At 70.7% G+C, this 25,690-nt stretch carries 28 protein-coding genes and 1 tRNA gene; 11 read left to right on the top strand and 18 right to left on the bottom strand.

Features of this window, described 5'->3' with window-relative positions; all coding sequences use genetic code 11:
- A partial coding sequence (locus tag FRW57_RS04025) for a phosphatidylinositol mannoside acyltransferase (RefSeq protein WP_152185382.1) occupies positions 1-664 on the bottom strand: 664 nt, incomplete at its 3' end.
- Between the two features lie 85 nt (positions 665-749).
- Positions 750-1,361 carry a phosphatidylinositol phosphate synthase gene (gene pgsA, locus FRW57_RS04020; RefSeq protein WP_137120780.1) on the bottom strand — a complete coding sequence of 204 codons (612 nt, stop codon included), beginning with the start codon at positions 1,359-1,361 and terminating at the stop codon, positions 750-752.
- Between the two features lie 69 nt (positions 1,362-1,430).
- Here pgsA and FRW57_RS04015 point away from each other — a divergent pair, with 69 nt between their 5' ends.
- Positions 1,431-3,542 carry an elongation factor G-like protein EF-G2 gene (locus FRW57_RS04015; RefSeq protein ID WP_152185381.1) on the top strand — a complete coding sequence of 704 codons (2,112 nt, stop codon included), beginning with the start codon at positions 1,431-1,433 and terminating at the stop codon, positions 3,540-3,542.
- A gap of 14 nt (positions 3,543-3,556) precedes the next feature.
- Positions 3,557-3,973 (top strand): SRPBCC family protein, encoded by a 417-nt coding sequence (locus FRW57_RS04010; protein ID WP_162308149.1) that lies wholly within the window; start codon positions 3,557-3,559, stop codon positions 3,971-3,973.
- Here the strand turns inward: FRW57_RS04010 and FRW57_RS04005 are convergent.
- Positions 3,965-4,363 carry a thiol-disulfide oxidoreductase DCC family protein gene (locus FRW57_RS04005; protein ID WP_137120778.1) on the bottom strand — a complete coding sequence of 133 codons (399 nt, stop codon included), beginning with the start codon at positions 4,361-4,363 and terminating at the stop codon, positions 3,965-3,967. The genes FRW57_RS04010 and FRW57_RS04005 overlap by 9 nt on opposite strands.
- Positions 4,364-4,400: 37 nt before the next feature.
- Here FRW57_RS04005 and FRW57_RS04000 point away from each other — a divergent pair, with 37 nt between their 5' ends.
- Both FRW57_RS04000 and FRW57_RS03995 read left to right on the top strand, forming a co-directional pair.
- On the top strand, positions 4,401-4,874 hold the full coding sequence (locus FRW57_RS04000) for an MBL fold metallo-hydrolase (RefSeq protein ID WP_152185380.1): 474 nt from the start codon (positions 4,401-4,403) through the stop codon (positions 4,872-4,874).
- Positions 4,871-5,779, top strand: coding sequence for a hypothetical protein (locus FRW57_RS03995; RefSeq protein WP_203230203.1), 909 nt, complete (start codon positions 4,871-4,873; stop codon positions 5,777-5,779). Before FRW57_RS04000 ends, FRW57_RS03995 begins: the two co-directional genes overlap by 4 nt.
- Here FRW57_RS03995 and FRW57_RS03990 read toward each other — a convergent pair.
- Complete coding sequence (locus tag FRW57_RS03990; protein WP_137120775.1) at positions 5,697-6,239, bottom strand: HIT family protein; 543 nt, start codon at positions 6,237-6,239, stop codon at positions 5,697-5,699. The two genes, FRW57_RS03995 and FRW57_RS03990, sit on opposite strands and share 83 nt — an antisense overlap.
- A gap of 38 nt (positions 6,240-6,277) precedes the next feature.
- Between FRW57_RS03990 and FRW57_RS03985 the strand changes: the two genes are divergently transcribed.
- On the top strand, positions 6,278-6,715 hold the full coding sequence (locus tag FRW57_RS03985; protein WP_137120774.1) for a nitroreductase family deazaflavin-dependent oxidoreductase: 438 nt from the start codon (positions 6,278-6,280) through the stop codon (positions 6,713-6,715).
- A gap of 64 nt (positions 6,716-6,779) precedes the next feature.
- On the opposite strand, the gene FRW57_RS03980 is transcribed toward FRW57_RS03985, so the two are convergent.
- The 4 genes from FRW57_RS03980 to FRW57_RS03965 form a co-directional block, all read right to left on the bottom strand.
- Positions 6,780-7,235, bottom strand: coding sequence for a GNAT family N-acetyltransferase (locus FRW57_RS03980; protein WP_137120773.1), 456 nt, complete (start codon positions 7,233-7,235; stop codon positions 6,780-6,782).
- A 156-nt stretch (positions 7,236-7,391) separates the two neighbouring features.
- Entirely contained in the window at positions 7,392-8,621 is a 1,230-nt protein-coding gene (locus tag FRW57_RS03975) for an AI-2E family transporter (RefSeq protein ID WP_203230202.1), read from the bottom strand.
- A gap of 85 nt (positions 8,622-8,706) precedes the next feature.
- Positions 8,707-10,692, bottom strand: a complete 1,986-nt coding sequence (thrS, locus tag FRW57_RS03970) for a threonine--tRNA ligase (RefSeq protein WP_152185378.1) — start codon at positions 10,690-10,692, stop codon at positions 8,707-8,709.
- A gap of 90 nt (positions 10,693-10,782) precedes the next feature.
- Positions 10,783-11,151, bottom strand: coding sequence for an MOSC domain-containing protein (locus tag FRW57_RS03965; protein WP_137120770.1), 369 nt, complete (start codon positions 11,149-11,151; stop codon positions 10,783-10,785).
- Positions 11,152-11,354: 203 nt separating this feature from the next.
- On the opposite strand from FRW57_RS03965, the gene FRW57_RS03960 reads away from it, so the two are divergent.
- Positions 11,355-11,564: a hypothetical protein gene (locus tag FRW57_RS03960; protein WP_137120769.1), complete on the top strand. Its 210-nt coding sequence runs from the start codon at positions 11,355-11,357 to the stop codon at positions 11,562-11,564.
- A gap of 42 nt (positions 11,565-11,606) precedes the next feature.
- On the opposite strand, the gene FRW57_RS03955 is transcribed toward FRW57_RS03960, so the two are convergent.
- Positions 11,607-13,886: a catalase gene (locus FRW57_RS03955; RefSeq protein WP_152185377.1), complete on the bottom strand. Its 2,280-nt coding sequence runs from the start codon at positions 13,884-13,886 to the stop codon at positions 11,607-11,609.
- A gap of 144 nt (positions 13,887-14,030) precedes the next feature.
- The gene (locus tag FRW57_RS03950; protein WP_137120767.1) at positions 14,031-15,689 is read right to left on the bottom strand and encodes an alpha-amylase family protein; all 1,659 of its coding nucleotides are present in this window, start codon (positions 15,687-15,689) and stop codon (positions 14,031-14,033) included.
- 63 nt (positions 15,690-15,752) lie between these two features.
- Here FRW57_RS03950 and FRW57_RS22975 point away from each other — a divergent pair, with 63 nt between their 5' ends.
- From FRW57_RS22975 to FRW57_RS03940, 3 genes are all read left to right on the top strand, one after another.
- Positions 15,753-15,890 carry a hypothetical protein gene (locus tag FRW57_RS22975; RefSeq protein ID WP_162308148.1) on the top strand — a complete coding sequence of 46 codons (138 nt, stop codon included), beginning with the start codon at positions 15,753-15,755 and terminating at the stop codon, positions 15,888-15,890.
- A gap of 9 nt (positions 15,891-15,899) precedes the next feature.
- Entirely contained in the window at positions 15,900-16,259 is a 360-nt protein-coding gene (locus tag FRW57_RS03945; protein ID WP_137120766.1) for a GNAT family N-acetyltransferase, read from the top strand.
- Positions 16,260-16,410: 151 nt separating this feature from the next.
- On the top strand, positions 16,411-17,010 hold the full coding sequence (locus FRW57_RS03940) for a DinB family protein (protein WP_238999289.1): 600 nt from the start codon (positions 16,411-16,413) through the stop codon (positions 17,008-17,010).
- Positions 17,011-17,107: 97 nt separating this feature from the next.
- On the opposite strand, the gene FRW57_RS03935 is transcribed toward FRW57_RS03940, so the two are convergent.
- From FRW57_RS03935 to FRW57_RS24870, 6 genes are all read right to left on the bottom strand, one after another.
- A tRNA-Val gene (locus FRW57_RS03935) sits at positions 17,108-17,184 on the bottom strand.
- A 58-nt stretch (positions 17,185-17,242) separates the two neighbouring features.
- Positions 17,243-17,716 carry a TIGR02611 family protein gene (locus tag FRW57_RS03930; protein ID WP_152185375.1) on the bottom strand — a complete coding sequence of 158 codons (474 nt, stop codon included), beginning with the start codon at positions 17,714-17,716 and terminating at the stop codon, positions 17,243-17,245.
- Positions 17,713-18,558 carry an aminotransferase class IV gene (locus tag FRW57_RS03925; protein ID WP_152185374.1) on the bottom strand — a complete coding sequence of 282 codons (846 nt, stop codon included), beginning with the start codon at positions 18,556-18,558 and terminating at the stop codon, positions 17,713-17,715. The genes FRW57_RS03930 and FRW57_RS03925 overlap by 4 nt, the downstream gene beginning before the upstream one ends.
- A 97-nt stretch (positions 18,559-18,655) precedes the next feature.
- Positions 18,656-19,435: a DsbA family oxidoreductase gene (locus FRW57_RS03920; protein WP_162308147.1), complete on the bottom strand. Its 780-nt coding sequence runs from the start codon at positions 19,433-19,435 to the stop codon at positions 18,656-18,658.
- Between the two features lie 55 nt (positions 19,436-19,490).
- A complete protein-coding gene (locus FRW57_RS03915; protein ID WP_152185373.1) occupies positions 19,491-20,165 on the bottom strand; it encodes a phosphoribosyltransferase in 675 nt (224 codons plus the stop codon).
- A gap of 9 nt (positions 20,166-20,174) precedes the next feature.
- Positions 20,175-20,315: a magnesium transporter gene (locus FRW57_RS24870; protein WP_338055350.1), complete on the bottom strand. Its 141-nt coding sequence runs from the start codon at positions 20,313-20,315 to the stop codon at positions 20,175-20,177.
- A 103-nt stretch (positions 20,316-20,418) separates the two neighbouring features.
- Here FRW57_RS24870 and FRW57_RS03905 point away from each other — a divergent pair, with 103 nt between their 5' ends.
- Positions 20,419-21,411: an LLM class flavin-dependent oxidoreductase gene (locus tag FRW57_RS03905; protein ID WP_238999287.1), complete on the top strand. Its 993-nt coding sequence runs from the start codon at positions 20,419-20,421 to the stop codon at positions 21,409-21,411.
- A gap of 80 nt (positions 21,412-21,491) precedes the next feature.
- On the top strand, positions 21,492-22,787 hold the full coding sequence (locus FRW57_RS03900) for an NAD(P)/FAD-dependent oxidoreductase (RefSeq protein WP_152185370.1): 1,296 nt from the start codon (positions 21,492-21,494) through the stop codon (positions 22,785-22,787).
- 7 nt (positions 22,788-22,794) lie between these two features.
- Here the strand turns inward: FRW57_RS03900 and FRW57_RS03895 are convergent, their stop codons facing one another.
- Both FRW57_RS03895 and FRW57_RS03890 read right to left on the bottom strand, forming a co-directional pair.
- A complete protein-coding gene (locus tag FRW57_RS03895) occupies positions 22,795-24,411 on the bottom strand; it encodes a phytoene desaturase family protein (protein WP_152185369.1) in 1,617 nt (538 codons plus the stop codon).
- A gap of 109 nt (positions 24,412-24,520) precedes the next feature.
- A partial coding sequence (locus tag FRW57_RS03890; protein ID WP_338055349.1) for an ABC transporter ATP-binding protein occupies positions 24,521-25,690 on the bottom strand: 1,170 nt, incomplete at its 5' end.

The following is a 25,690-nucleotide window of genomic DNA, read 5'->3' as shown; positions in this document are numbered from 1 at the left end:
CGGCAGGACCCACGGCCATGCGGGCCCGGCTGCCGCAGAGGTCGACCTCGACGCCGCCACGGGTGAGGTCGCGGTCGGCGAGCAGCGGCACGAACGCGGGCCCGCCCCGCAGCACGTTCCGCAGCTCGCGGAAGACGTCCTCGCCGCCGGTGAGCGGGATGATGCGCATGCCGAGCGACTCCCGGAACGCCACGAACTCCGCGAAGAGCTCCTCGGGCCTCAACCGCTCGGCGACCGTCGTCACCGGGGCGAGCTCCGTGGTCCCCCACGCCCCGGCGAGGTCCCAGTTGCCGAGGTGCCCCAGGAACAACACGACCGAACGACCCTGGGCGAGTTCCTCGACCACCGGCTCGTGTCCGACCGGCCGCACGGCCGCGACCAGGTCGGCCGTGGAGAGCTCGCGCAGCCGGAAGGACTCACACCAGTAGCGCAGGTAGGACCGCATGCCCCGCCGCACGAGCGCGTCCAGGGCCTCGCCGTCGAGCTCCGGCCGGACCCGGGCGTAGTTGGACCGCATCCGCCCCACCCCCTCGCCGCCGCGACGCCAAGCCACGTCGGCGATCAGGTCGAACAGGCCGTAGGCGGCGCGCGGTGGCAGCCTCCGCACCAGCGTCCAGCCCGCGCGGTAGCCGAGGAGCACCGCACGGTCGACGAGTCGGCTCATGCTGGGCCCCCGCGAGGTATCGGAGCGAGCATGCGAGCGGAGGACCTTGTGGGTTGGTTTCGGGGGGCGGCTTCGTGGGGTGGCTTCACGCGGCGTCCAGGGCCTGGCGGCGGACCGTCAGCATCCGCTGGAACACCGTGACGAAGCTGGCCAGGGCCAGCAGGGCAAGCACCACGGTCAGCACGATCTCGGGCAGGCCGAGCCCGACGAGCCCGGTGGTCACGAGGACCGCCACCAGCCGGTCGGCCCGTTCGGCGATGCCCACGTTGGCCGTCATACCGAGTCCCTCGGCCCGCGCCTTGGCGTAGCTGACCACGCTGCCGAGGATGAGGCAGGCCAGAGCCAGGCCGGCCATGTACTCCTTCTCCGGTTGGCCCGCGTAGTAGAGCACCAGCCCACCGAAGATGGCGCAGTCACCGAACCGGTCGAGCGTGGAGTCGAGGTAGGCCCCCCAGGTGCCCGAGCGGCCGGCCATCCGCGCCATCACCCCGTCGACCGTGTCGGAGAACACGAAGGCGGTGATCACGAGCGTGCCCACGAGGAACTGGCCCCGCGGGTAGAACACCAGCGCGGCCGTGCACACCCCCGCGGTCCCGACGATCGTGACGATGTCCGGGCTGATCCCCAGGGAGAGGAAGAGCTTGGCCACCGGTGTGAAGAGCTTGGTGAAGAAGGCGCGGGCGAATCGGTTCAGCATGGTGCTGACAGCGTACTGATCCGGCCGTCGGGCTTGTGCCGACGCGCGGGAAGCACCATCGTTTCGACCATGAGCCCCAAGTCCGGTCAACACGCGCCACTGCCCGCTGCACCGGTCCCCGAGTCACCCGACGAGCTGCGCAACGTGGCGCTGGTCGGACCTTCTGGGTCCGGCAAGACCACCGTCTTCGGCCACCTGGTGAGCGCACTGCTGCCGGAGCACCACCTCCGCGAGGCCGACCCGGAGCGCTCGACCGAGCTGTCGGTCGCGGCCGTGGAGCACGAGGGCATCGTCATCAACCTCATCGACACCCCGGGCTACGCCGACTTCGTGGGTGAACTGCGAGCCGGTCTGCGCGCGGCGGACGCGGCGCTGTTCGTCATCTCGGCGGCCGACGGGGTCGACGCGGCGACCACGTTGCTGTGGGAGGAGTGCGCGGCGGTCGGGATGCCGCGGGCCGTGGTCGTGACCAAGCTCGACGCGGGGCGGGCCGACTTCGACGACACCGTGGCCATCTGCCAGCGGGTGTTCGGCGAGGGGGTGCAGCAGCTCTACCTGCCGCTGCACGGCGAGGACGAGGCGATCATCGGCAACCTGGGTCTGCTCTCGCAGCGGATCTACGACTACAGCAGCGGCACGCGCCAGGTGCGCGACGCCGAACCGCGCCACCGCGAGCTGATCGAGGGGCCGAGAGCCGACCTGATGGAGGCGATCATCCAGGAGTCGGAGGACGACACGCTGCTCGAGCGCTACCTCGGCGGCGAGGAGGTCTCGCTCGACGTCGTGACCGCCGACCTGCTGACCGCGGTGGCGCGAGGATCGTTCCACCCGGTGCTGCCGTTGTCGACGGAGACCGGGGTGGGCACCGGCGAGCTGTTGCACCTGCTCGTGTCGGGCTTCCCTCCCCCGACGCGCCACGAGCTGCCCCGCGCCACGACTCCCGACGGCGACCCGATGCCGCCCCTGCGCTGCGACCCGTCGGCGCCGCTGGTCGCCGAGGTGGTGCGCACCACGAGCGACCCGTATGTCGGCCGCACCAGTCTGGTGCGCGTCTTCCGGGGAACGCTGCGCCCCGACACGCCGGTGCACGTGTCGGGGCACCTGGACCGATTCGCGGGGCACGAGTTGGAGAGCCATCCCGACCACGACGAGGAGGAGCGGGCCGGGCTGCTGTCGTCACCGCTCGCCGAAACCGCCCGGCCCAAGAGCCAGGCCATCGCAGGTGACATCTGCCTGGTCGCGAGGCTGTCTCGCGCCGAGACGTCCGACACGCTGAGCGACCGGGACGATCCGGCGCTGATCGAACCGTGGATCCTGCCCGATGCCCTGTTGCCCGTCGCGATCCGGGTCGCTCGCCCGGCCGACGAGGACAAGCTGCCGGCTGCCCTGCAGCGGGTCGTCGCCGAGGATCCGACGCTGCGCCTGGAGCACAACGCCGAGACCCACCAGCTGGTGCTGTGGACCATGGGCCCTGCGCACGTGGACCTGGTGATCACCCACCTGCGCGAACGCTTCGGGGTGGAGGTCGAGACCGAGACGGTGGTCCCGGCCCTCCGCGAGACCTTCACCCGCGCCGCAGAGGGGCACGGACGCAACGTCAAGCAGAGTGGGGGGCACGGGCAGTACGCGATCTGCGACATCCGGGTCGAACCACTCCCCCGGGGTGCCGGCATCGAGTTCGCCGAGGAGGTCGTCGGCGGCGCCGTCCCGCGGCAGTTCATCCCCGGCGTGGAGAAGGGGGTGCGGGCCCAGTTGGCCAAGGGCTGCCTCGGCGGCTACCCCGTGGTCGATGTGCGGGTCGTCCTCACCGGCGGCAAGGCGCACTCGGTGGACTCGAGCGACCAGGCCTTCCAGACGGCGGGCGCCCTCGCGGTGCGCGACGCCGCCGACCAGGGTGCGGTCGCGCTGCTCGAGCCGCTGGACCTGGTGCACGTCGTGGTCGCCGACGAGTACGTCGGCGCGGTCATGAACGACCTGCAGAGCCGCCGCGGTCGGGTGATCGGCTCGGTCGCGAACTCCTCCGGCCACACGACGATCGACGCGGAGGTGCCCCAGTCCGGCCTGGCGCGCTACCCGATCGACCTGCGTTCGATCTCCCAGGGCACCGGCACCTTCACCCGCGAGCCCCTGCGCCACGACCTGATGCCGGGCCACCTCGCGGCAGAGCACCTGCCGGCCTGACCCGGCACACACCCGTGTGGACGTTCGAGCACACCGAGACCACTGCGGCCTCGGTCCGGCAGCTGTGGGGCCGGTGGAGCACACCGCTGGCCTGGGGCGAGTGGGACCACGGCCTGCGTGAGGTGACCTCCATCGGCCCGTTCGACGTCGGCACCAGGGGCACGGTGCGGCGGGTGACCGGGCCACGGACGACCTTCGTGCTGACCCGCGTCGACGAGCTGGAGGGCTTCACCCTGATGAGCCCGCTGCCGCTCGGCACCCTGACGCTGGACCACCAGGTCACGCCGGGCACCGAGCCGCTCCGGTTCACCCACCGGGTCATCATCACCGGCGCGCTCGCGTCGCTCTTCGGCCGGATCCTCGGCAACCGCCTCGCCCGGGAGCTGCCCGAGAGCATGCGCCGACTCGCCGCCCTCGCCGAATCAGCCTGACCGCGGCGGCAACCCGCAGGCGGGGGTGCCGCCCGGCAACGCGTAACGGTGGTCGGCCACCCAGCCGTAGACGCGGGCGGCGAGCGGACTCACCAGGGGCGCCCGGAGCAGAATGGCGACCGGTCGCCATACCGGGTGCCCGGCACGCAGCGCGGCCGCGATGGCCAGGTGCCCGCTCTCGACTCGGCCGCTTCCGTCGACCCACTGGACCGCCTCGACGCACTGCTGCTCGGTCAGTCCCAGCACCGGCAGGTCGAGCCGCTGCCACGCCTCGACCCGGTAGGCACCACGGCGCGCCGACCAGCGCTCGAGCGAGCGGGCGGACGTGGAGCAGAAGCCGCAGTCACCGTCGAAGACCAGGACCGGGCCGAGGGCGGATCGCGGCTTCATGCCGCCAGTCTGGCAGTCCCTCTGAGACAATCCGCGCATGCGGCGACTCACCGGGTGGAGCCGAGTCTGGCGGGCCCTCGTCACCGTGGCGGTGCTCGGCCTGGTGATCAACGGCACGGCCCGCGGCGACGACCAGCAGTGGCCGTTCGGGCCGATGTCGCAGTTCGCCTTCGAGGTGAGCAACAGTGGCGGCACGGTGCGCTCGGTGTATGTCGAAGCCCTCACCGTCCAGGGCACAATGGTGCGAGTCCCGTTGGATGCTCAGGGGATCGGGTTGCCCAGGGCGGAGATCGAGGAACAGCTCGGGCGGTTCGAGCGGGACCCCAGCCTGTTGCAGGCCATCGCGGTAGCGCATGCCCGACGGCACTCCGACCAACCGCGTTACCGGGTGGTCTACCTGCGCAACGAGGTCACCCGGCTCGAGCACGGGAAGGCGGTCTCCCACCAGGTGGAGACGCCGGCGAGGTGGGTGGTGCGTGACCCGGCGAACCCCCAGGAGATCGCCCGATGAGGCACATCGGCCGTGCAGTGGGAAACTTCTGGGCTCCGCTCGTGCCCGCGGCGCGGGTGGCCTGGCTGCGCCGGGTGATCTATCCGTTCGTGATCGTCGACGTGCTGGTGTTCGTGCGCGACCCGATCCCGCACGGCGACGTCCCGACTGCGCTCTACCGGCCGCTGCTGGTGCGACAGCTGTTGCACCTGCCGGAACCCTCTCCCGTCTACGTGCGGGTGCTCTTCGGCGTCCTGCTGCTCAGTGCGCTCGTCGCGGCGACGGGCCGGCTGCCCCGTGCCGCCGGATGGGTCTGCGCCCTCGCGATGCTCGACTGGCTGAGCAACGGCATGTCCTACGGCAAGGTCGACCACGACCACTTCGCGCTCGTGGTCGCTCTGTTCGTCCTGCCGACGGTCGGCCGGGCGGGCACCCGCGACCGCGAGCCGGACGCCGCAGCGGGCTGGGCGGTGCGGATGGTCCAGTTCGCGGTCGTCGCGTGCTACTGCCTGGCGGCCTGGGCCAAGGTGCGCCAGAGCGGGTGGGGCTGGGCCAGCGGCTCGACCCTGACCTGGGCGCTCACCCGGCGTGGCAAGGGACTGGCCGAGATCCTCGCGGGCCAACCCACCCTGATCCACGTGATGCAGTGGGTCTCCTGGACCGCTGAGTTCTGCTCACCGCTCATGCTCTGGCTGCGCGGCCGGCCGCTCTATGCCTACCTGCTCTTCTGGGGCCTGTTCCACCTGAGCACCTACCTGCTGCTGACGATCCACTTCCTGCCGTTGGTGGTCTGCCTGCTCGCGTTCGTCCCGCTCGAGCGGCTCGGAGACGCCGACCGGACCCTCAGGCCTGCGTGGGCCAGGCGTCGACGAGGCGCTGACGCACGTCCTCGAGGAGCATCGGCAACGCCTTCGTCTGCCCGATGACCGGCAGGAAGTTGGAGTCGCCACCCCAGCGCGGCACGATGTGCTGGTGCAGGTGGGCCGCGACGCCGGCGCCCGCGACGGCGCCCTGGTTCATCCCGATGTTGTAGCCGTGCGGCGCAGAGGACGTCTCCAGCGCGCGGAGGCTGGCCTTGGTCAGGGCGGTGAACTCGGCGGTCTCCTCGTCGGTGAGGTCGAGGTACAGCGAGACGTGCCGGTAGGGGCAGACGAGCACGTGGCCGGGATTGTAGGGAAACAGGTTCATCACGACGTAGCACCGTTCGCCCCGGTGCACGATCAGCCCCTCGGCATCGTCACGGTCCGGTGCGGTGCAGAACGGACAGCCGGCGCCGGCCTCGTCGGTCGGGCGCTCGCCGTTGATGTAGACCATCCGGTGAGGGGTCCACAGCCGCTCGAAGCCGTCCGCGACCCCGGCGAGCTCGGTCGGATCCTCGTGCACCATGCCGCCGATCCTATGCACCCGCGTGGTTGAGTAGGGGTATGCCCCTTCAAGGAGAGTACGCACCGAGCCCGAGCGATTGGGCCCGCAAACAGGCCGAGACCTACGAGGCGTCCGGCGGCACCGAGGCCACCACGCTGCGCGGTCTGCCGGTCGTGGTCCTCACGACCGTGGGCGCCAGGACCGGCAAGCTGCGCAAGACACCGCTCATGCGGGTCGAGCACGACGGCACGTATGCCGTGGTCGCCTCACGGGGCGGCGCCCCGAAGCACCCGGTCTGGTACCACAACCTCAAGGCGCACCCCGCGGTCGAGCTGCAGGACGGACCGGTCAAGCAGGACCTGCGCGCACGAGAGGTCACCGGCGAGGAGCGGGCGATCTGGTGGGCCCGGGCGGTCGAGGCCTTCCCCGACTACGCCGACTACCAGACCAAGACTGATCGGCAGATCCCCGTCTTCGTCCTCGAGCGGGGCGCCTGACCAACCCTCCACCGCGCGGACAGCCTGCCTGGGCGTCGGGCCCCGTCCCTCGACGTCACGCCCGTCACCATCGCAGCCCCATGAGCCGCGGGTCCGCAGGGGTGAACCCGGCGCGTTCGTAGAGACTCCGAGCCTCGGGAACCGCGTTGAGCTGGAGCCAGTCGACCCCCTGCTCGCGGGCCCACCCGACGACAGCCCCCAGCAGGGCCTCACCGAGACCTCGCCCGCGGACGTCGACGGTGACGAACAACGACGAGACGTGCAGCCAGCAGGTCTCGCCCCTCCCGAGGCGCGGTAGCTTGTCGACCCTGGCGGTGACCACGGCACCCAGCGGACGGCCGTCACTCGCCTCGGCCAGCCAGGTGGGGCGACGCTCCAACGCAGCGACCCAGGCCACGGCATACCGGTCCAGGAAGCCGGGCTCGGGAGCGTGCCCGAGCCCGATGCCCATCTGCAGGGCGAGGGCGGCCACGGCCAACGAGTCGTCGGCGCCGGCCGGGCGGATCGTCACGTCGTCCATGCCGGAAGTGAACCACGCCCGGCGTCCGACCCGGCCCACCCGACGGCATACCCAAGAGAAGTTGCTGGCAACGGGCGTCACCGATGACGCCGATGTCCAGGCTCTGAGCAGCTTCGCGGGCCGATCCCGGTCTCACAACGGCGAGCTGATCGGGCCTCAGGTGGGAGCGTCCGCCGCGGCCCGGCCCCCTGAGTGCCCGTGCGGGGGTGGATCGTTGCCGGCCAGGTGGTTGACCACGGCGTTGGCGACGGCGGCGCAGGGCACGGCGAGCAGGGCGCCGACGATCCCGGCGACCACCACACCGGCCGCGATCGCGAGGATCACCGCGAGCGGGTGCACGCTCACGGCCCGGCCGAGCAGGAAGGGTTGCAGCACATGGCTCTCGAGCTGCTGCACGCCGATCACCACCGCGAGCATCGCCACCGCCACCAGCGGACCCTTGTCGACCAATCCGACGAGCACCGCCACCGAACCGCTGACGAGCGCGCCGACCACGGGCACGAAGGCTCCGACGAAGACCAGGATCCCGATGGCCGCCACCAACGGCAGCCCGAGCAGCCATGCCCCGATGGTGATCCCGATCGCGTCCACCGCCGCGACGATGATCGTGGCCCGGACGAAGGCGGTCAGGGAGACCCAGGCCCGGCGGCCGGAGGAGTCGGCCTTGTCCCGCGCCCGGCGGGGAAGGAGGCGCACCAGCCAGGCCCAGATCCGATCGCCCTCGTAGAGGAAGAAGAAGGTGGCGAACAGGGCGATGAACAGCCCAGCGACGAAGTGCGACGCGGTGGTGCCGACGGCGGCCGCCTTGCCGGCGACGTCACCGCCGGTGGTGAAGGCGTCTTTGACGTTCTGGACCGCATCGCTGACCTGGGCATCGGAGACACCGAAGTTGACCCGCGCCAGGTCACGCAGCTTCTTGATCCCCTCGCCCACCTGCGACGAGAGGTCGCCGAAGCTGGAGCTGATCTGGGTGCCGACCACGGTGAGGAGACCGCTGACCAGCGCGAGGGTGGCCAGGACGGTGATTCCGGCCGCCGCCCCACGGGGCAGCCGCAGCCGCTGCAGTCCCCGGGTGACGGGCACCAGCAGCGCGGCGAGCAGAGTCGCCACGAGCACCGGGACCACGACCTCGGACAGGTAGCGGAGCACCCAGCCGAGGACCGCGGCCGCACCCGCGATCACCAGCACTCGCCAGGCCCACGCGCTCGCGATCTGGACCGCCGGCGTGACACCGGTGTCCACTCCGGCGGCGCTCGGACGGTCTCTGACCGCCGCCTTTTGCTCGACGAGGTCCTCCTCGGCAGCACCTCTCGCAGGGGCGACCGCCACGCCCGGCACAGTTGTCTGCTGTGCCAGGCGCCGTCTGCGGATGATCCGTGTGGTCATGCCGGCCATGTCCCCTCGCCCTCCGCTCGTGGAGCCAGGCGGCTCCTCGTGTCGGGGCAGCGTAACCGCCCGGCGGCCCTCCGGCTCAGACCTGCTGGCGCGACTCGACGGCCTCGACGATCTCGGTGATCGCCTCGGCCACCGGGACGCCGTTCTTCTGCGACCCGTCGCGATAGCGGAAGGAGACCGCCCCGGCCGACCGGTCCTCGTCGCCGGCGATCAGCACGAAGGGCACCTTCGACTTGCTCGCGTTGCGGATCTTCTTCGGGAACCGGTCGTCCGAGGCATCCAGTTCCACCCGGATCCCCTTGGCCCGCAGCTGGCCCAGGACGTCCTGGAGGTAGTCGGCGAACTCGTCGGCGACCGGGACGCCGAGCACCTGGACCGGCGAGAGCCACGGAGGGAACGCACCCGCGTAGTGCTCCACCAGCACACCGATGAAGCGCTCGATCGACCCGAACTTCGCCGAGTGGATCATCACCGGCTGTTTCCGCGTGCCGTCCGCGGCCTGGTACTCCAGCCCGAAACGGGCCGGCTGGTTGAAGTCGTACTGAATCGTCGACAGCTGCCAGGTGCGGCCGATCGCGTCCTTGGCCTGCACGGAGATCTTCGGCCCGTAGAACGCCGCGCCACCCGGGTCGGCGACCAGCTCGAGCCCGGTGTCGAGCGCGGCCTGCTCGAGGATCCGGGTGGCCTCCTCCCACTGTTCGTTGCTGCCGATGAACTTGGCCGCCTTCTCGCCCTCGGTCTCCCGAGTCGACAGCTCCAGGTAGAAGTCGTCGAGCCCGAAGTCGCGCAGGAGCGACAGCACGAACCCGAGCAGGTGCTTGATCTCGTCGGGCGCCTGCTCGGCGGTGACGTAGGAGTGCGAGTCGTCCTGGGTCATTCCCCGGACGCGCGTCAGGCCGTGCACGACCCCCGACTTCTCGTAGCGGTATACCGACCCGAACTCGAAGAACCGCAACGGGAGCTCCCGGTAGGAACGCCCGCGCGAGCTGAAGATGAGATTGTGCATCGGGCAGTTCATCGCCTTGAGGCGGTACTGCGCGCCCTCCAGCTCCATGCCTGGGAACATCGTGTCGGCGTAGTAGGGCAGGTGACCCGAGGTGTGGAACAGGCCGTCCTTGCTGATGTGCGGGGTGCCGACGTAGTCGAAGCCCTCCTCGATGTGCCGGCGCCGGACGTAGTCCTCCATCTCGCGCTTGATCACTCCGCCCTTGGGGTGGAAGACCGGCAGGCCCGAACCGAGCTCGTCGGGGAAGGAGTAGAGGTCGAGCTCGGCTCCCAGTTTGCGGTGGTCCCGCCGCTCCGCCTCGGCGAGCCGCTCGACATACGCCTTCAGCTCGGCCTTGGACGGCCACGCCGTGCCGTAGATGCGCTGCAGCTGAGGGTTCTTCTCGGAACCGCGCCAGTAGGCGCCGCCGGAGCGGATCAGCTTGAAGGCGTTGCCGATCAGCTTGGTCGACGGCAGGTGGGGCCCCCGGCACAGGTCGCCCCACGCGCGGTCGCCGTCGCGCCGGACGTTGTCGTAGATGGTGAGCTGTGACCCGCCGACCTCCACCGACGCTCCCTCGGCCGAGTCCTCCGCCGACCCACCCTTGAGCCCGATGAGCTCCAGCTTGTAGGGCTCGTCGGCGAGCTCCTGCCTGGCCTCGTCGTCTTCGACCTCGCGGCGCTGGAAGGTCTGCCCCTCGTTGATGATCCGCTGCATGACCTTCTCCAGCGCCTTGAGCTGGTCAGGATCGAACGGCCGATCGACGTCGAAGTCGTAGTAGAAGCCGTCACGGATCGGCGGCCCGATCCCGAGCTTGGCCTCGGGGTTGACCTGCTGCACAGCCTGGGCGAGGACGTGCGCCGTGGAGTGCCGCAGCACGTTCAGCCCGTCCTCGGAGTCGATGGTGACGGGCTCGACGACGGCGCCATCAGGCAGCGGGCCAGCCAGGTCGCGCAACTGGCCATCCACGCGGGCCACGACGACCACTCTGTCGTCACCGAAGAGGTCGGCCGCCGTCGTGCCGGCCGGGACCGATCGCTCGTCTCCGGCGATGGACACGGTGATGTCGGCAGACACGTGGGCTCCTCGGTGTGCGGTGCGATGGCTGGTATGCCGTGGCGATGCTATCGGGGCGTGCGCCGGCCCCGGTTCCCCGCCCGTGGGCGGTCAGCCGTCCTGCTGCGCAGCCGGTGCCGACGTCACCCGGTCACCCGTGTGCACCATGCCCGGCTTGACCACCGACGCGTAGACGCCCGGACAGCCGGACGGCACGCGGTCCACACTGAGCACCGCTCCCCCGACCCGGAGGTCGTGCCCGACAGCGTCCGACAGCTCCTCGGGACTCGCGCTAACAAACAGGTTGGCCCGCATCTCGTGCTCGCCCTCGCTGTCCTGAAGACTGACCAGGTGCACGGCGGCCTTCTTGCGCCGGTCGCCGTCGAGCCCGTCCGGCCCGATCGCGATCGACTCGAGTCGTTGCCCTGGCTCGTCCTTGACGGGATAGATGCGGATGTCGACCAACTGTGCCTCGACCATGCCCCACCGTAACCCGGTGTCTCCGCGGCTGCCCCGGCCGAGTCGTTCGAGGCGACCTGATCCGTCGCGCGGTGCCGGGACTGGGCGGCCGGTCGCACCCGCTCACCCTGAACCGACCGAATGGCTCGGTCTGGGGTCATCCGTTCGGCCAGTTCTTCGCCATCCGCCGGACAGATGTGGCGGGGCTGGCTCATGGTGTGAGCATGACGCTGACGATGCCCCGGGCGGGGCACTACGAGGTCTGGAACGACGGGCGGCTGGTCGGTCGCGTGGTCGGGGACCACGTGATCGGCTTCCGCGCGAGCCTGCCGGACGGGACTCTCCTGCGCGACGAGTTCACCGACCCCGCGCAGGCCGCCGAGGGCCTGCTGGAGGTGGTCCCAGGGCCCAGCGAGGCCACGGCGGAGGGCTGATCCACCGCTGCACGGGGGCGTGGCGCTCGCGATCCCCGGTGGTCAGTCGGTCTGCGCGGTGAAGCGGTCCCACACCCGGTGGCTGGAAAGCAGCTGACTGACCTCTCGCAGGACGTCGGTCGGGTCGGTTCCGCAGACCACGCCTGCGCTTGACGGGTCCACGCCCACCGGAGCCAGCGCATCGCGGCCGTCGCCCCAGGCGCCGATGGCCTTGCCGTGGCGGTAGCACTCGGACACCAAGAGGCCCACCCGAGGGTCGGTCGCGTCGTCCGGGGCGGGTGCCCCTGCCTTGGCGTCCAGGCTGACCACCGCGTCCGGCGCCTTGGCAGTCGCGGTGGACAGGAGCACCGCATCGAACTCCACCGACCGTGCCGTGGCAAAGGACCGCTGGACGACCACCTGCTGGTCGCCGTCTCCCAAGGCACCACCGTGCGGTGCGATGACCAGCGGCGTCATCCCTGCCTCGTGGACCGCTCCGCAGACCGAGCGCACCGCGGCAAGGTCGCTGGACCCGTCGGCCACGATGCCGATCACCCGGCCGTCCACCGGCCAGGTGGAGCCCACCTGTGACAGGGCCGGGCTGGGGTCCATCTCGGGCAGGGCCTCGTCCGGGGAAGGCGCGGGCAGACCCAGCCCGGCGGCGACGCCGTCGCACAGGTCGCGGTCGATCAGGGCCAACGACTTCAGCTGCCGCTCCTTGACCGCCTGCTCGTAGCACTTGCCGAGCTCGAACGTGTAGGCCGCGAGGATGTGGTCGCGCTCCACGGGCGTCATGCTCAGCCAGAACAGCCGTGCCTGGCTGTGGTGGTCGGCGAACGACTGCGGCGACTCACGGACCTTCCGCGACGAGGGAAGTTTCCGCGGCACGTCCACGAAGGCACTGACCTCCTCCCCCGCCACGAACGGACAGCCGCCGTCCAGCGAGTTCGGCCGATACGGCGCCACGCCCTGCTGCACGGCGTGCTGGTGGAACCCGTCGCGCAGCATGTCGTTGACCGGGGCGTGCGGCCTGTTGATCGGGATCTGCGCGAAGTTCGGGCCACCGAGCCTGGTGATCTGGGTGTCCAGGTAGGAGAAGAGCCGAGCCTGCAGCAGCGGGTCGTCGGTGACGTCGATGCCGGGCACGAGATGGCCGGGGTGGAACGCGACCTGCTCGGTCTCGGCGAAGAAGTTCTGCGGTCCCGCGGTCAGGGTCATCAGGCCCACCGGCTGCACGGGCGCGACCTCCTCCGGCACGATCTTGGTCGGGTCGAGCAGGTCGATGCCCTCGAACATCTGGTCCTCGGTGTCGGGGAAGGTCTGGATCCCCAGCTCCCACTGGGGAAGCGCACCCGCCTCGATCGCGTCATACAGGTCCCTTCTGTGGAAGTCGGGGTCGGCACCGTTGACCAGCTGGGCCTCCTCCCAGACCAGCGAGTGCACGCCGAGCCGAGGCTTCCAGTGGAACTTGACCAGCGTGGTGGCGCCCTCGTCGTCGATCAGACGGAAGGTGTGGATGCCGAAACCCTCCATCATCCGGAAGGACCGCGGGATGCCCCGGTCGGACATCTGCCACATCACGTGGTGCTGCGCCTCGGTGTGCAGGGAGACGAAGTCCCAGAAGGTGTCGTGGGCGCTCTGGGCCTGCGGGATCTCCCGGTCCGGGTGGGGCTTGGCGGCGTGGACGATGTCAGGGAACTTGATCCCGTCCTGGATGAAGAAGACGGGCATGTTGTTGCCGACCAGGTCGAAGGTGCCGTCGGCGGTGTAGAACTTCGTGGCGAAACCGCGGGTGTCGCGCACCGCGTCCGCCGATCCCCTGCTGCCCACGACCGTGGAGAAGCGGACGAAGACAGGGGTCTCGACGTCCTTGGCCAGGAAGCCCGCCTGGGTGACCTTCGCCGCCGAGCCGTAGGACTGGAAGATGCCGTGGGCGCCGGTACCCCGGGCGTGGACCACTCGCTCCGGGATCCGCTCGTGGTCGAAGTGGGTGATCTTCTCGCGCAGATGGTGATCCTGCAGCAGTGTCGGCCCGCGCGAGCCCGCCTTGAGCGAGTGGTCGGTGTCGCGCAGCCGCACGCCTTGCGCCGTCGTGAGGTATGCCCCCGACTGCGCCCGGGCGTCCTCGGGCGCGTCCACGTGCTGGCCGGTGGCGGAGACGATCTCAGGGGCCGCCTGGTCTGCCTTGGGCGGCAACGGCTCGTGTGGCGTCGTCGGCTCCTCGACCGCTGCCGGCTCGCTCCCCGGTGCCCCGGGCACGGTCACAGCACCCTTGCCACTCTGGCGGCCCTGCGGTGTCGACGTCTTCTTCGCGGCGGATGGCTTCTTCCTGACAGCAGACATGGGCTCTGACTACCCCGTGGCGCCGATCCGTAACGGCAGCCCTCGACCGCCCCTCACCGCACGTCGCGCCTCACCCTTCGCTCATGCGCGACAACGGGCCGGCGAGGGTGGTTGGTGTGGCGACGCCGAGGTTTGGTGGTGCGGTCATGCGGAGCCGGTCTGCCGGTCGAGGCGCAGCCAGCGGTATCCATATCCGGCAAGCTCGAGCTCGTGCAGGCCGACGTCTGGTGGGGGGTAGTCCTGGTCGGCAAAGACCTCAACGACGGTGTCGCCGGCTCCTGACGGTGCTGCGAGGTCGCAGGTCGCGGGGCTGTCGGCGAGGTTGTGCAGGAACAACATCGACCCGGTCGGGCCGTCGCACCGGTGTGCCAGTACGTGGGGCGGCAAGGGGACGTCAATGAGGGTGCACGTGCCGGTGCCGACCTCCGGCGACTCTCGCATTGTGCGGATCATCGTCTCGAACCAGCTGAGCAGCGAGCTCCGGTCACGGCGCTGGTCGAGGACGTTGACGGTCTCGCAGCCGTACTCGCCGCCACGGATCACTGGACGGACGAGCTGGTCGCGGCCTGCGGTGGAGAAGCCGCCGCTGGCCTCGTCGGTCCATTGCATCGGGGTGCGCACGGCCGTCCGGCCGGACAGGGCCAGGTCCTCGCCCATACCGAGTTCTTCGCCGTAGCGCAGCACCGGGGTGCCGGGCAGGGTGAACTGCAGCGAGTAGGCCATCCGGATGCGCCCCGGGTGGCCGCCGAGCATCGGCGCGAGGCGGCGCCGGATTCCGCGGCCGTAGATGCGCATCGTCTCCTGCGGCCCGAACACGGCGAACACCTGCTGGCGCTGCTCGGCGGTCAGACCGCTCAGGTCGACCTCGTCGTGGTTGCGTAGGAAAGTGGCCCACTGCCCCCAAGCCGGGATCGGCGGGGTCGAGCGCAGGGTCTCGATGACCGGCTCGGCCTCGCCCCGGGCGAGGGCCAGCATCAGATGGCTGTTGAGGCGGAAGTCGAACAGCATGTGCAGCCGGTCGCCGGAGCCCCCCGGGCCACTGAAGTACTCCGGCAGCTGGTCCAGGCCGACGTTGGCTTCGGCGAGCAGCACCGCGTCCCCGGCCAGCCAGGAGACGTGCCCGCGCAGTTCGGTCAGCAACGTGAAGTCCTGTCGGCTGGTCTGGTCCTCTGGCCCTTCCAGGGTGATCACCGATGGGGCGGCGTCGATCCGGAACCCGGCCACGCCCAACTGCAGCCAGAACCCGATGACGCGTTTGATCTCCGCTTGCACGGCCGGGTTGGCCCAGTTCAGGTCCGGCTCGAAGGCGTGGAACCGGTGGAAGTACCACGCTCCGGCGTCCTGGTCAAAGGTCCAGGTCTCCTGCTGTTCGCCGGGAAAGACCATGCCCTGCCGCCTGCCCGCCGGCTCGCGGTCAGACCAGATGTACCAGTCCCGGTAGGACGAGGAGGCGTCTGCGCGGGCGGAGCGAAACCACGAGTGCTCATCGGAGGTGTGGTTGACCACCAGGTCCATCATGATCCGAATGCCCCGGTTGCCGGCCTCGTGCACCAGCTCGGCGAAGTCACCCAGCGACCCGATGCGCGGGTCGATCCCGTAGTAGTCCGCGACGTCGTAGCCATCATCGCGATTCGGGGTCGGATGGACCGGGTTCAGCCACAGACAGGTGACCCCCAGCCGAGCAAGGTAGTCCAGCCGGCTGAGCAGGCCCCGCAGGTCGCCGATGCCGTCACCGTCGGAGTCCTGGAAGGTCTCCACGTCCAGGCAGTAGATGACCGCCTGCTTGTACCACCGTTCACTCACCGCATTGATCCTGCCAGCCGAGGCGCGATCCTGCACCTCGAGTACCGGCCACCCCCTCACGCGATGACGGGTACTGTCGACAGCATGGACGCGGTGCAGCTCGTGACCGGGGCCGAGGACATGGTGGCCGTGCGGCGCCTGTTCCGCGAGTACCGGCGGGCGGTCGAGGGGTACGCCTCGGCCGCCGACGTCTGCGCTTGATTCGACGACATGTCTACGGAGCTGGTCCAGCTCCGCTCGTTCTACACCGCCCCCGGGTTCTTGCTGCTCGCCCGGCGTGACGGCGCACCGGTCGGGTGTGTCGGCGTGCGGGTCCTGTCGCCGGACACTGGTGAGCTGCGACGCCTGTTCGTCCAGCCCCAGTCCCGCGGCGCCGGACTCGGGCTTCGCCTGTTGACCGAAGCGACCGGTCGGTCCCAGAGCATCGGCTGGAGCAGACTGGTGCTCAACACGTTGCCCACGATGACCGCCGCACGCTCGTTGTATGACGCGAACGGCTACGCCCCGATCGAACCGTATGTCGCGGAGCCCGTCGACGGCGTCCAGTACCTGGCTCGCGATCTCAGGTAGGACCGCCCTGTTCGGGCGTACTGGGAAGCGAACCCCGCCCCAGCCGTCCCCTTCTGCAGAGACCGGTCGGGCTGCTGGCAACCGGAGCGGTCGCGAGCGCCTCCCCCGGCCTACTGTGGAACCTCAGCGACCCGATGACCGGGAGGCGACCTTGGACCCGAATGACGTCTACACGGAGCTGGACCGCATTCGTGCCGACTTCCGCACCCTGCTGGACACCGCGACCGTGGCCGAGCTGCGCCAACCCAGTGACGGCACCAGGTGGAACAACGAGCAACTGCTCTTCCACATGCTGTTCGGCTACTTGCTCGTGGCGAACCTCCGCTACCTGGTCCGGATGTTCGCCCAACTACCTGACGGGGCTTCCAGACGATTTGCCGCGCTGCTGAACGCTGGGACCCGTCCATTCCACGTGATCAACTACGTCGGCTCCCTCGGCGGCCCGCGCGTCCTCGGACACGCGCGGATGGAGCGGGTCATGGACCGGGTAGTCAGCAACCTGCAGGCTTCCCTTCGCCGACAGTCGGCCGAGGCGCTGAGCGGGGGTATGCACTTCCCGGTCGGCTGGGATCCCTACTTCAGGGACCACATGACGCTCCTCGAGATCTACCACTACCCCACTCAGCACTACGAGCACCACAGGCGACAGCTGACGCTTTCTCGCACACGTGCCACGTGTCCACCTGATCCAGCCCGCAGACGCACCGGCTCCTCCACCCCTCCCGAACCTATGCCCCCTCAACAGCCGTAGCCATGGCTAGAAGTGACTAGTTGGTCTCAACCAGCCCCTCAACCACTGACCGTGCGGGCCCCTCGACACTCGTGCACCGACCCCGACGGCTTTGGTGTGGTGGACGTGAAGGGACTCGAACCCCTGGCCTCTCGCGTGTGAAGCGAACGCTCTAACCAACTGAGCTACACGTCCGTGCTGCGAGACAGGAGAATAGCCGCTGCCCCGCTCCGCGCCCTAATCGGGTCGCGCGTCACAGGCCCGGCACGGCGTGCAGCCGGTGCTCGGCGAAGTCGGGGAGGATGCCGGGCACGCCAGAGATGAGGAAGAGCCCCCAGAAGATCATCGCGACCGCGGCGAGGGTGAGGAGCAGGACAACCGCCTGCATCCACCGCGGCTGGATCTGCAGCCACGCGTTCCACGCCTTCAGCGTGCGCTTGCCGAAGTCCAGCAGGCGGGCGGCCCACTCGAACTCCGACGCCCAGATGCCGACCCCGATGAAGACGACCAGCCACCCGGGACCGGGAAAGGGGACCATGACGGCCCCGCCGCTGACCACGACCAGCCCGAGGACACCAACCAGGATGCGGTAGATGCGGTGGGTGTGGGGATTGGCCCGGATCCGGCGCCGCCACGCCCAGTCGTCCTCGTGCGCATCGACGGTGACGTCGGGGTCGCCGTAGCGGTCCCGCGTGTCATCCGGCGGCGGCGCATGGTCGTGACTCATGGGTTGGGCGTCTCCGAACTTCGTCGGGCGAAGACCGCGGCGGCGCGCTGGGTGACCGGGCCGGGCGCTGACAGCTCGTGGTCGTCGACGGCGTGCACGCCCAGCACGTCCTTGGTGGAGGAGGTGATGAAGACCTCGTCGGACTCGTGCAGCGCGGCCAGGGGCAGCGTCTGCTCGAGCACGGTCAGGCCGTCCTCCCGGCACCACTCGATAACCAGCTCGCGGGTGATGCCGGCCAGCGGACCCGCGTCCAGCGGTGGGGTGAGGATCTGGCCGTTCTGCACGACGAAGACGTTGGACCCGGTGCACTCGCACAGCTCGCCCCGGGTGTTGGCGAAGATCGCCTCCAAGCCCTCCCGCTCCTTGGCGTAGGCCAGGGCCACGACGTTGTCGGCGTATGACGTGGTCTTCAGCCCCGCCGTCGCGGCCCGTTCGTTGCGGGTCCAGGGCACGACGACCAGTTTGCCGGTCGCCGGCGTCGGCGACTGCGGCGCGGCCGTGACGATGTAGGTCATCGGACTGTCCTGGCGGTCCGAGCCGAGCGGGCCGGCGCCACCGGTCACGCTGTAGCGAAGCCGCCCGAAGGCGATCGGGTTGCCCTCGAGCACCGCCGAGATGCCCTCGGCGAGGCGGTCGCGGTCGGCGGCGGGCAGACCGAGCCCAGCCAGTGACCGATCCATCCTCGCGTGGTGTCGGTCGAGCGCGAAGGGTGCGCCGTCCACCACCTTGGCCGTCTCGAAGACCCCGTCACCCACGGACACCCCGTGGTCCAGAGCCGGGATCGACGGCTTGTCGTCGACCCGCTCGCCATTGACCCAGACCCGAATCTCACCAGTGCTCATGATCCGACTCTGCCAGATCGGGACCGGCGACACGAGCGCCACCCGGCACCGAGAGCCAGGCCCTGGGAGTCAGGCGCTGTGAGTCAGGCGCCGGGAGTCAGGCGCTGGACAGCCGGCTCTCCCGCTGCCACGGGTCGCCGACCTGGGTGAGCCAGGTGGCCGGAGGATGCACCGCGCCGACGGGAACCCGGATGTCGCGGGCGACCAGCCACGAAGGGGCAGCGGGGCTGCGCCGGTGCCGGGCGACGCGGACGCCGAGGTACTCGCAGGCCCGCTGTCCCGAGGAGGCGACGCCGCCCTCGACCACGGTCGGCAGCTCGGCCTGGTGCAGGCTGGACCACCGCTCCCTGGACTGCTTGATCCGGCGCCACGCGGCCGTCGTGATCGGTGCCCGGGTCATCGCCACGGCATACCCGAAGCGCCGCACCGGGTCGGAGGTCGCATGACCCCGGATGAAGTCGCCGGCCAGCAGGGTCCGCAGGACCTCCGGGTCACCGATGTTGACACCGTCCTCCCAGTACGCCGCGAACAGCCGGCGGCGCACCTGGTCGGCCACCCCGGCGCCCACGGCCTCCGCGTGGGCGGACACCGCCGCCTCGGTCTTCGGGACGAGGTCGGGCGGGTCCACCGGTACGAACTCGTCCGGGCCGCACTGCGCCCGCACCTCTTCCAGGACGCGCGCCGCCTCGGCCCGGGTCTGGGCGTCCAGCCGTCGTCCCTTCACGGGCGTCCTCGGGTGCCGCTCGATCGCCCGCCAGGCGATGTCTAAGCCCGCCTCCTGCAACGCATCGATGCGCTGGCTTGCCAGGTAGCTCCACGGATCGGCGAAGTCCCCGTAGACGACCAGTTGCGGGGCCTGGCTGTTCGTGTTGTCCATGATCGGCCTCCTCGTGGGTCCGATCATAGATGTTTTACCACGGACTATCCCGTGTTTATTGAGGTGGCGAATGGAGGATCGCGCTCACCTCATCGTCCGAGGTCTCCGAGAAGTCGCGATAGGCGTATCCCACCGCACGGAACGGGTGCGGCCGCCGCAGGCACACCAGAGCGTCCACCATCGGCCGCAGGTCGTCACAGGCTTGATCGGACCCCACCGGCACGGCCACCACGACGGCCGACGGGCCCAACCGTTTCACCACCGTGACGGCCGCCCGCATCGAGGCGCCGGTGGCGAGGCCGTCGTCCACGAGGATCACAGCGCGGCCGGTCAGGGACACCGGCGCACGTCCCTCGCGATAGGCGTCCTCCCGCCGGGCCAGCTCCTCGAGTTCGCGACGCTCGACCCGTTCGAAGGCGCCGTCCGGCAGACCCGTCGCCCGCAAGTCGGCCAGCAGGTCGTGGTTGCGGACGGTGACCTGCACACCGGCGGCCGTCGCCACCGCGCCGAGAGCGAGCTCGCGCTGCCCGGGAGCCCCGATCTTGCGGACGATGAGGACGTCGAGCGGGCAGTCGAGCCGCGTCGCGACCTGCGCTGCCACGGGGACGCCACCACGGGGCAACCCGAGGACGACCACGTCGCCGGGCACGGCATACGTTGCCAGCCGTTCGCCGAGCGCTCGCCCGGCGTCGCGGCGGTCCGCGAAGGCCTGGCCACCCACGAGGTGCATCACCCAAGGCTACGGGCGAGGCGACGTCACACCCCGAGCACGACCCCGGGCGATGAGGACGAGGTCGATCAGTCCGGAGGCGTCCACCACGGTGGTGATGGAGGGAGCGCTGACGACGGCGGGATCAACCCCGAGGCGACGCGCGAGCATCGCAGGAATGAACCCGGTGCCCGGGGTGGTTGGACCGACCGAGCAACGGTGCCCGAGCGGCACCGCTCACACCCAACGCACCGCGACGAGAGGCTGGTATGCCGTGACCACCGTTCCCCTGTCGATCCTGGACCTCGCCCACATCGGCAAGGGCGAGACGGCCGCCGACAGCTTCCGCGCCAGCGTCGAGATGGCTCAGCGCGCCGAGGAGTGGGGTTACCGGCGGATCTGGTACGCCGAGCACCACAACATGCCGACCATCGCGTCCTCGGCCACCAGCGTGCTCATCGCTCACGTCGCCGCGCACACCGAGCGGATCCGGCTGGGCGCCGGCGGGGTGATGCTGCCCAACCACGCGCCGTTGCTGATCGCCGAGCAGTTCGGCACGTTGGAGTCACTGCACCCCGGGCGGATCGACCTGGGCCTGGGCCGCGCCCCGGGCAGTGACCAGAAGACGGCCCGCGCGCTGCGCCGTGATCCGGGCTCGGCCGACAGCTTCCCGCAGGACGTCCTCGAGCTGCAGGGCTACCTGACCGGGCAGTCGCGCATCCCCGGGATCGACGCCACGCCCGGCAAGGGCACCGGCGTGCCGCTGTTCATCCTCGGCTCCTCGCTGTTCGGCGCGCAGCTCGCGGCCGCGCTCGGACTGCCCTACTCCTTCGCTTCACACTTCGCGCCCGGCGCCCTGCACGACGCGGTCACCCTCTACCGACGCGACTTCCAGCCCTCGGCACAGCAGCAGGAGCCGTATGTGATCGCCGGCGTCAACGTCATCGCCGCCGAGACGTCCGACGAGGCGGACGATCTCTACCAGGCCGCGAAGCGCACCCGGGTCCGGCAGCTGGTCGGTCGGGGCCGGACGTTCACTCCCGACGAGGAGGAACTGCTCCTCGCATCGCCGGCCGGCCAGCAGGCGGAGCAGATGATGCACTACACCGGCGTGGGCACCGCGGACGAGGTGGGCGACTACCTCGACCGGTTCGCCAAGGACGCGCAGGCCGACGAGCTCATCCTGGTCTCCTCTGCTCCTGGCCGCGAGGCCTGGCTGCGCTCGTTCGAGCTCGTGGCCAGGGCAGCGGGGCTCGCCACGGCCTGAGCCGGGCACGGTCGCAGAAGCAGTCGACGGCCGGGGCTACGCTGGGGCGCGCAGCGCACAGCCCGGGTTTTGGAGGAAGCATGCCGACCGCAGACGTCGTCGTCATCGGTGCGGGAGTGATCGGGTGCTCGGTCGCCCACGAGCTCGCCCGCGACGGATGGGCCGTGACCGTGGTCGACCGTGGGCACGGCCCCGGGCAGGGCTCCACCAGCGCGTCGTCCGCCGTGGTCCGCTTCAACTACTCCACGCGCACGGGCGTCGCGGCGGCCTGGGAGGCGAAGCACCTCTGGGCCCGCTGGGAGGAGCACCTCGGTGGTGCCGACGAAGCCGGTATGGCGCGCTTCCACCAGACCGGGTCGCTCTACCTCGACTCCCCCGAGCAGGACCGCCGCAAGGTGCTGGACCTGTTCGACCAGGTCGGTGTCACCTATGAGGAGTGGGACGCCGAGACCATCAGGAGGCGGCTGCCCCAGGTGGACCCCGGCCGACACTACCCGCCGAAATCCCTTGCGGACGAGGCATTCTGGGACGACCCGACCGGTGACCTGACCGGATACTGGACTCCGGACAGCGGCTTCGTGGACGATCCCACGCTGGCCGCGCACAACCTGATGGCGGCGGCTCGGCGCCGCGGTGCGACCTTCCGCTTCGGTGCTGAGGTCACCGCCGTCCGCCGTGACGGCGGGCGGGTCGCGGGGATCGACCTCGCCTCCGGCGAGCGGATCGACGCGCCGGTCGTGGTGAACGTGACCGGGCCGCACTCCGGCCACGTCAACGGTCTCGCCGGCGTCCTCGAGGACTTCTCGGTGCGGACTCGCCCGATGCGTCAGGAGGTCCACGAGGTGCCCGCCCCGGACGGCCACGGCGTCGCGCAACCCGTGGTCATGGACCTCGATCTCGGCACCTACTCCCGGGGAACCCCCAGCGGCCAGCTGCTCGTGGGCGGCGCCGAGCCGGCGTGTGACCCGTTGCAGTGGCTGGAGGACCCCGACACCTACGTGCCGACCGTGACCAAGGAGCTCTACGAGGCGCAGGTCTACCGCGCCGCGCGGCGGATGCCCGAGCTGCGGGTGCCCAACACGCCCCACGGTGTCACTGGTGTCTACGACGTCGCCGACGACTGGATCCCGATCTACGACCGCACCGCGCTGCCTGGTTTCTACGTGGCGATCGGCACCAGTGGCAACCAGTTCAAGAACGCACCGATCGTCGGTCGGTTTCTGGCCGAGATCATCCGCAGCTGCGAGGACGACCACGACCACGACGCCGAGCCCGTGCGGGTGGATCTGCCCCTCACCGGGCAGTACGCCGACCTCGGTGACTACAGCCGCCGGCGCCCGGTCAACCCTGACTCCAGCTTCAGCGTGATGGGCTGACGGGGCTTCACTCGCCGGGTGCTCCATAGAGGCGGTGCAGTGCCGCCAGGCCGAGCCGTCGACGCGGCCGTCCCCACCAGCCGTGGTCGCCGAGAGCCGCCCGAGCCGCGAGGTAGCCGCACGCCCCGTGCACTCCCCCGCCGGGGTGGACGGCGGCACTGCCCAGATAGAGGTTCTCCACGGGCGTCCGGGGCCCACCCAGACCGGTCACCGGCCGGAAGAGGAGCTGCTGGTGCAGCTGGGACGTGCCACCGCCGACGGCGCCCCCGACCAGGTTGGCGTCGGCGGACTCGAGGTCGGACGGTCGCTGGGTCCAGCGGTCGATGACCAGGTCCCGCCACCCCGGCGCGAACGCGTCCAACATCACCTCCGAGCGCTGCACGAGCTCGTCGGCGCTCCCGTCGTCGACCACATCGCGGGGCAGGTGCGTGTAGAGCCACATCGCCTCGGTGCCGTCCGGGGAACGCGAGGGGTCGATGGTCGACATCTGACCGACCAGGGCGAACGGCTGTGGCGGCTGCTGCCCGGTGGACAGGTCGGTCGACCACCGCGCCAGGCCGTCGACGTCGGCGCCGACGTGCACCACGGCCGAGTCCCGGGCAGACCGTGCCGTCCACGGCACGGTCTGCCTCAACCGGTAGTTGAGCTTGACCGTCGGCAGGTCCCAGACGAACCGGTCCAGCTCGTCTCGGAACCGGCGCGGCAGCGTGAGGTCGGTGAGCAGCCCGTCATACAGGGCCGAGGCGCTGGTGTCCGCGATGACGGCCCGTCTGGCACGTAGAGAGCGGCCCCCGGCCGTGTGGACGACGTCCGCGCGGCCGCCGCGCACCGTGATCGCGGTGACCGCGTCATTGGTGCTGATGGAGGCTCCGGCCACCTCGGCACGCGACGCGAGCGCCTGCGCCAGGACGCGCGTCCCGCCCTCGGGTGAGGGAAAGCCGACGTCCTGCGCGAGCATGGCCAGCAGCCAGCCGAAGACCCCACTGCCCGCTGCGTCTGCCGGGATGTCCACGTGCATGGCGTTGCCGGCGAGTAGGGCCCGTCCGCGCTCCCCCTCGAAGAGCTCCTCGCCCATCCGGGTGACCGGGAGCAGCAGGAACCGTGCGAACCTCGCGAGGTCCCGCGCGCCCACGGCCGCCGCGAGGCGTGCGCCTGGAGCGACAGGCGGCCACCTGGTGAGCAGGGTGTCGAGCAGGGGACCGCGCAGCTGACCCCACTGGGCAACGAGGTCCAACCAGGCCTGCCCGTCCGCGGGATGTTCTTCGGCCAGTGCGGCGGCGGTCTCCTCAGGCGTGCGGTGGATCACGGCTCCACGCTGGTCGTGCGGTGAGCCGACGTGGGTCAGCACCGTGTCCGAGCGGCACCAGCGCAGTCCGTGGTCCGCCAGGCCGAGCTCGGTGAGGACCGGCGACGCGGCGGCCAGCGGGTGGCAGGCGCTGAACTCGTCGAGCACCCAGCCGTCCCGGTCCACCGACCAGACCGCTCCCCCCACGTGCTCGCGCGCCTCGAGCACGGCCACGTCCCAGCCCGCGTCGGCGAGCGTGGCGGCCGCGACGAGTCCGTGGTGCCCCGCGCCCACAACCACGGCGTCGACGACCTCGGGGGTGCTGCGAGAGCGGCTCATCCGCCCATCCTGTCGCATGTTGGCCGTGGGGCGCCGCCATGGGACACCCGGCGCCCCTCGAGTATGCAGCCCGCTCCCGCCGCGCCAGCCGGACGGCAGCGGTTGGCGGTCAGCCTCGGGTCACGTCGGGATAGGCCTCGGCCTCGGTGGCCTTGGCGGTGAGCCACACGTCCTGTCCCGGCTGCAGGCGCAGCTCTGCGACCGCGGCAGGGGTCACGTCGACCAGGGCCGACGGCCGACCCACGACCTGCACCCGGACCCGGTCGGTGAGCAGCTCGAGGCTGTCGACCGTCCCGGGCCACACGTTGCGGGAGCTGGAGTGCTCCGGCTGTTCCGTGTGCAGCGTGATGGCGGAGGGGCGGAGCACCACCAGCACGCGGTCGCCCACGAGGGCGGCATCGGTCGTCGCCACGAGCGACCCACCATCGTCGAGCGCAACGGTGCCGGTGCCCGGGTCCGACCTGCCGGCATACAGGTTGAGGCCCACCAGGCGCGCGACGTAGTCGGTGGCGGGGCGCCGGGCCACCTGCGCAGGAGCCCCCTCCTGGACCACCCTGCCGTGCTCGATGACCAGCAGCCGGTCGGCCATGACCATGGCCTCGAGCGGGTCATGGGTGACCAGGACGACGGGACCGGTGAAGTCGGCGAGGTGACGTCGCAGGGTGGTGCGGACGTCCAACCGGGTGCGGGCATCCATCGCCGCGAGTGGCTCGTCCAGCAGGAGCAGGTGGGGCTGCCCGGCGAGCGCCCTGGCGAGGGCCACCCGCTGCGCCTGCCCGCCGGAGACCTGAGCCGGGCGCCGGGACGCGAGCTCGCGGATGGAGAAGCGCTCCAGCCAGGACCCCGCGAGCTCGCGCGACCGGCGCCGGCTCGCGCCCTGCGACCTCGGTGCGAAGGCGACGTTGTCCAGCACGTCGAGGTGGGGAAAGAGCCGGTAGTTTTGGAAGACCAGCCCGACCGGCCGGCGCTGCGGCGGCACGAACGTCTCTCCCGACACGTCGTCCAGAGCCACGTCGCCCAGGTGGATCGAACCGCTGGTGAGCGCGGTCAGCCCGGCGAGCGCCCGCAGCAGCGTGCTCTTCCCGGCGCCGTTGGGACCCAGCACGCCCAGCACCTCCCCGGGGCCGACGCGGAGCGAGACCTCGAGCCGGAAGTCGCCGCGGTCGACGCAACCGTCGACGCGCAGGGAGGGCTCAGTGCGCGGGTCCCCGGCTGGGGGGCGGGGTGGCGGACTGCTGCTCGGCGGCCGCCTGCTCGAGGTGCTCGTCCAACGACTCGG

Source organism: Segeticoccus rhizosphaerae, from assembly GCF_009192725.1.
Lineage (GTDB): Bacteria > Actinomycetota > Actinomycetes > Actinomycetales > Dermatophilaceae > Segeticoccus > Segeticoccus rhizosphaerae.
Note: the sequence above shows the minus strand (reverse complement) of the source record. Positions and strands in the feature narration are given on the sequence as shown.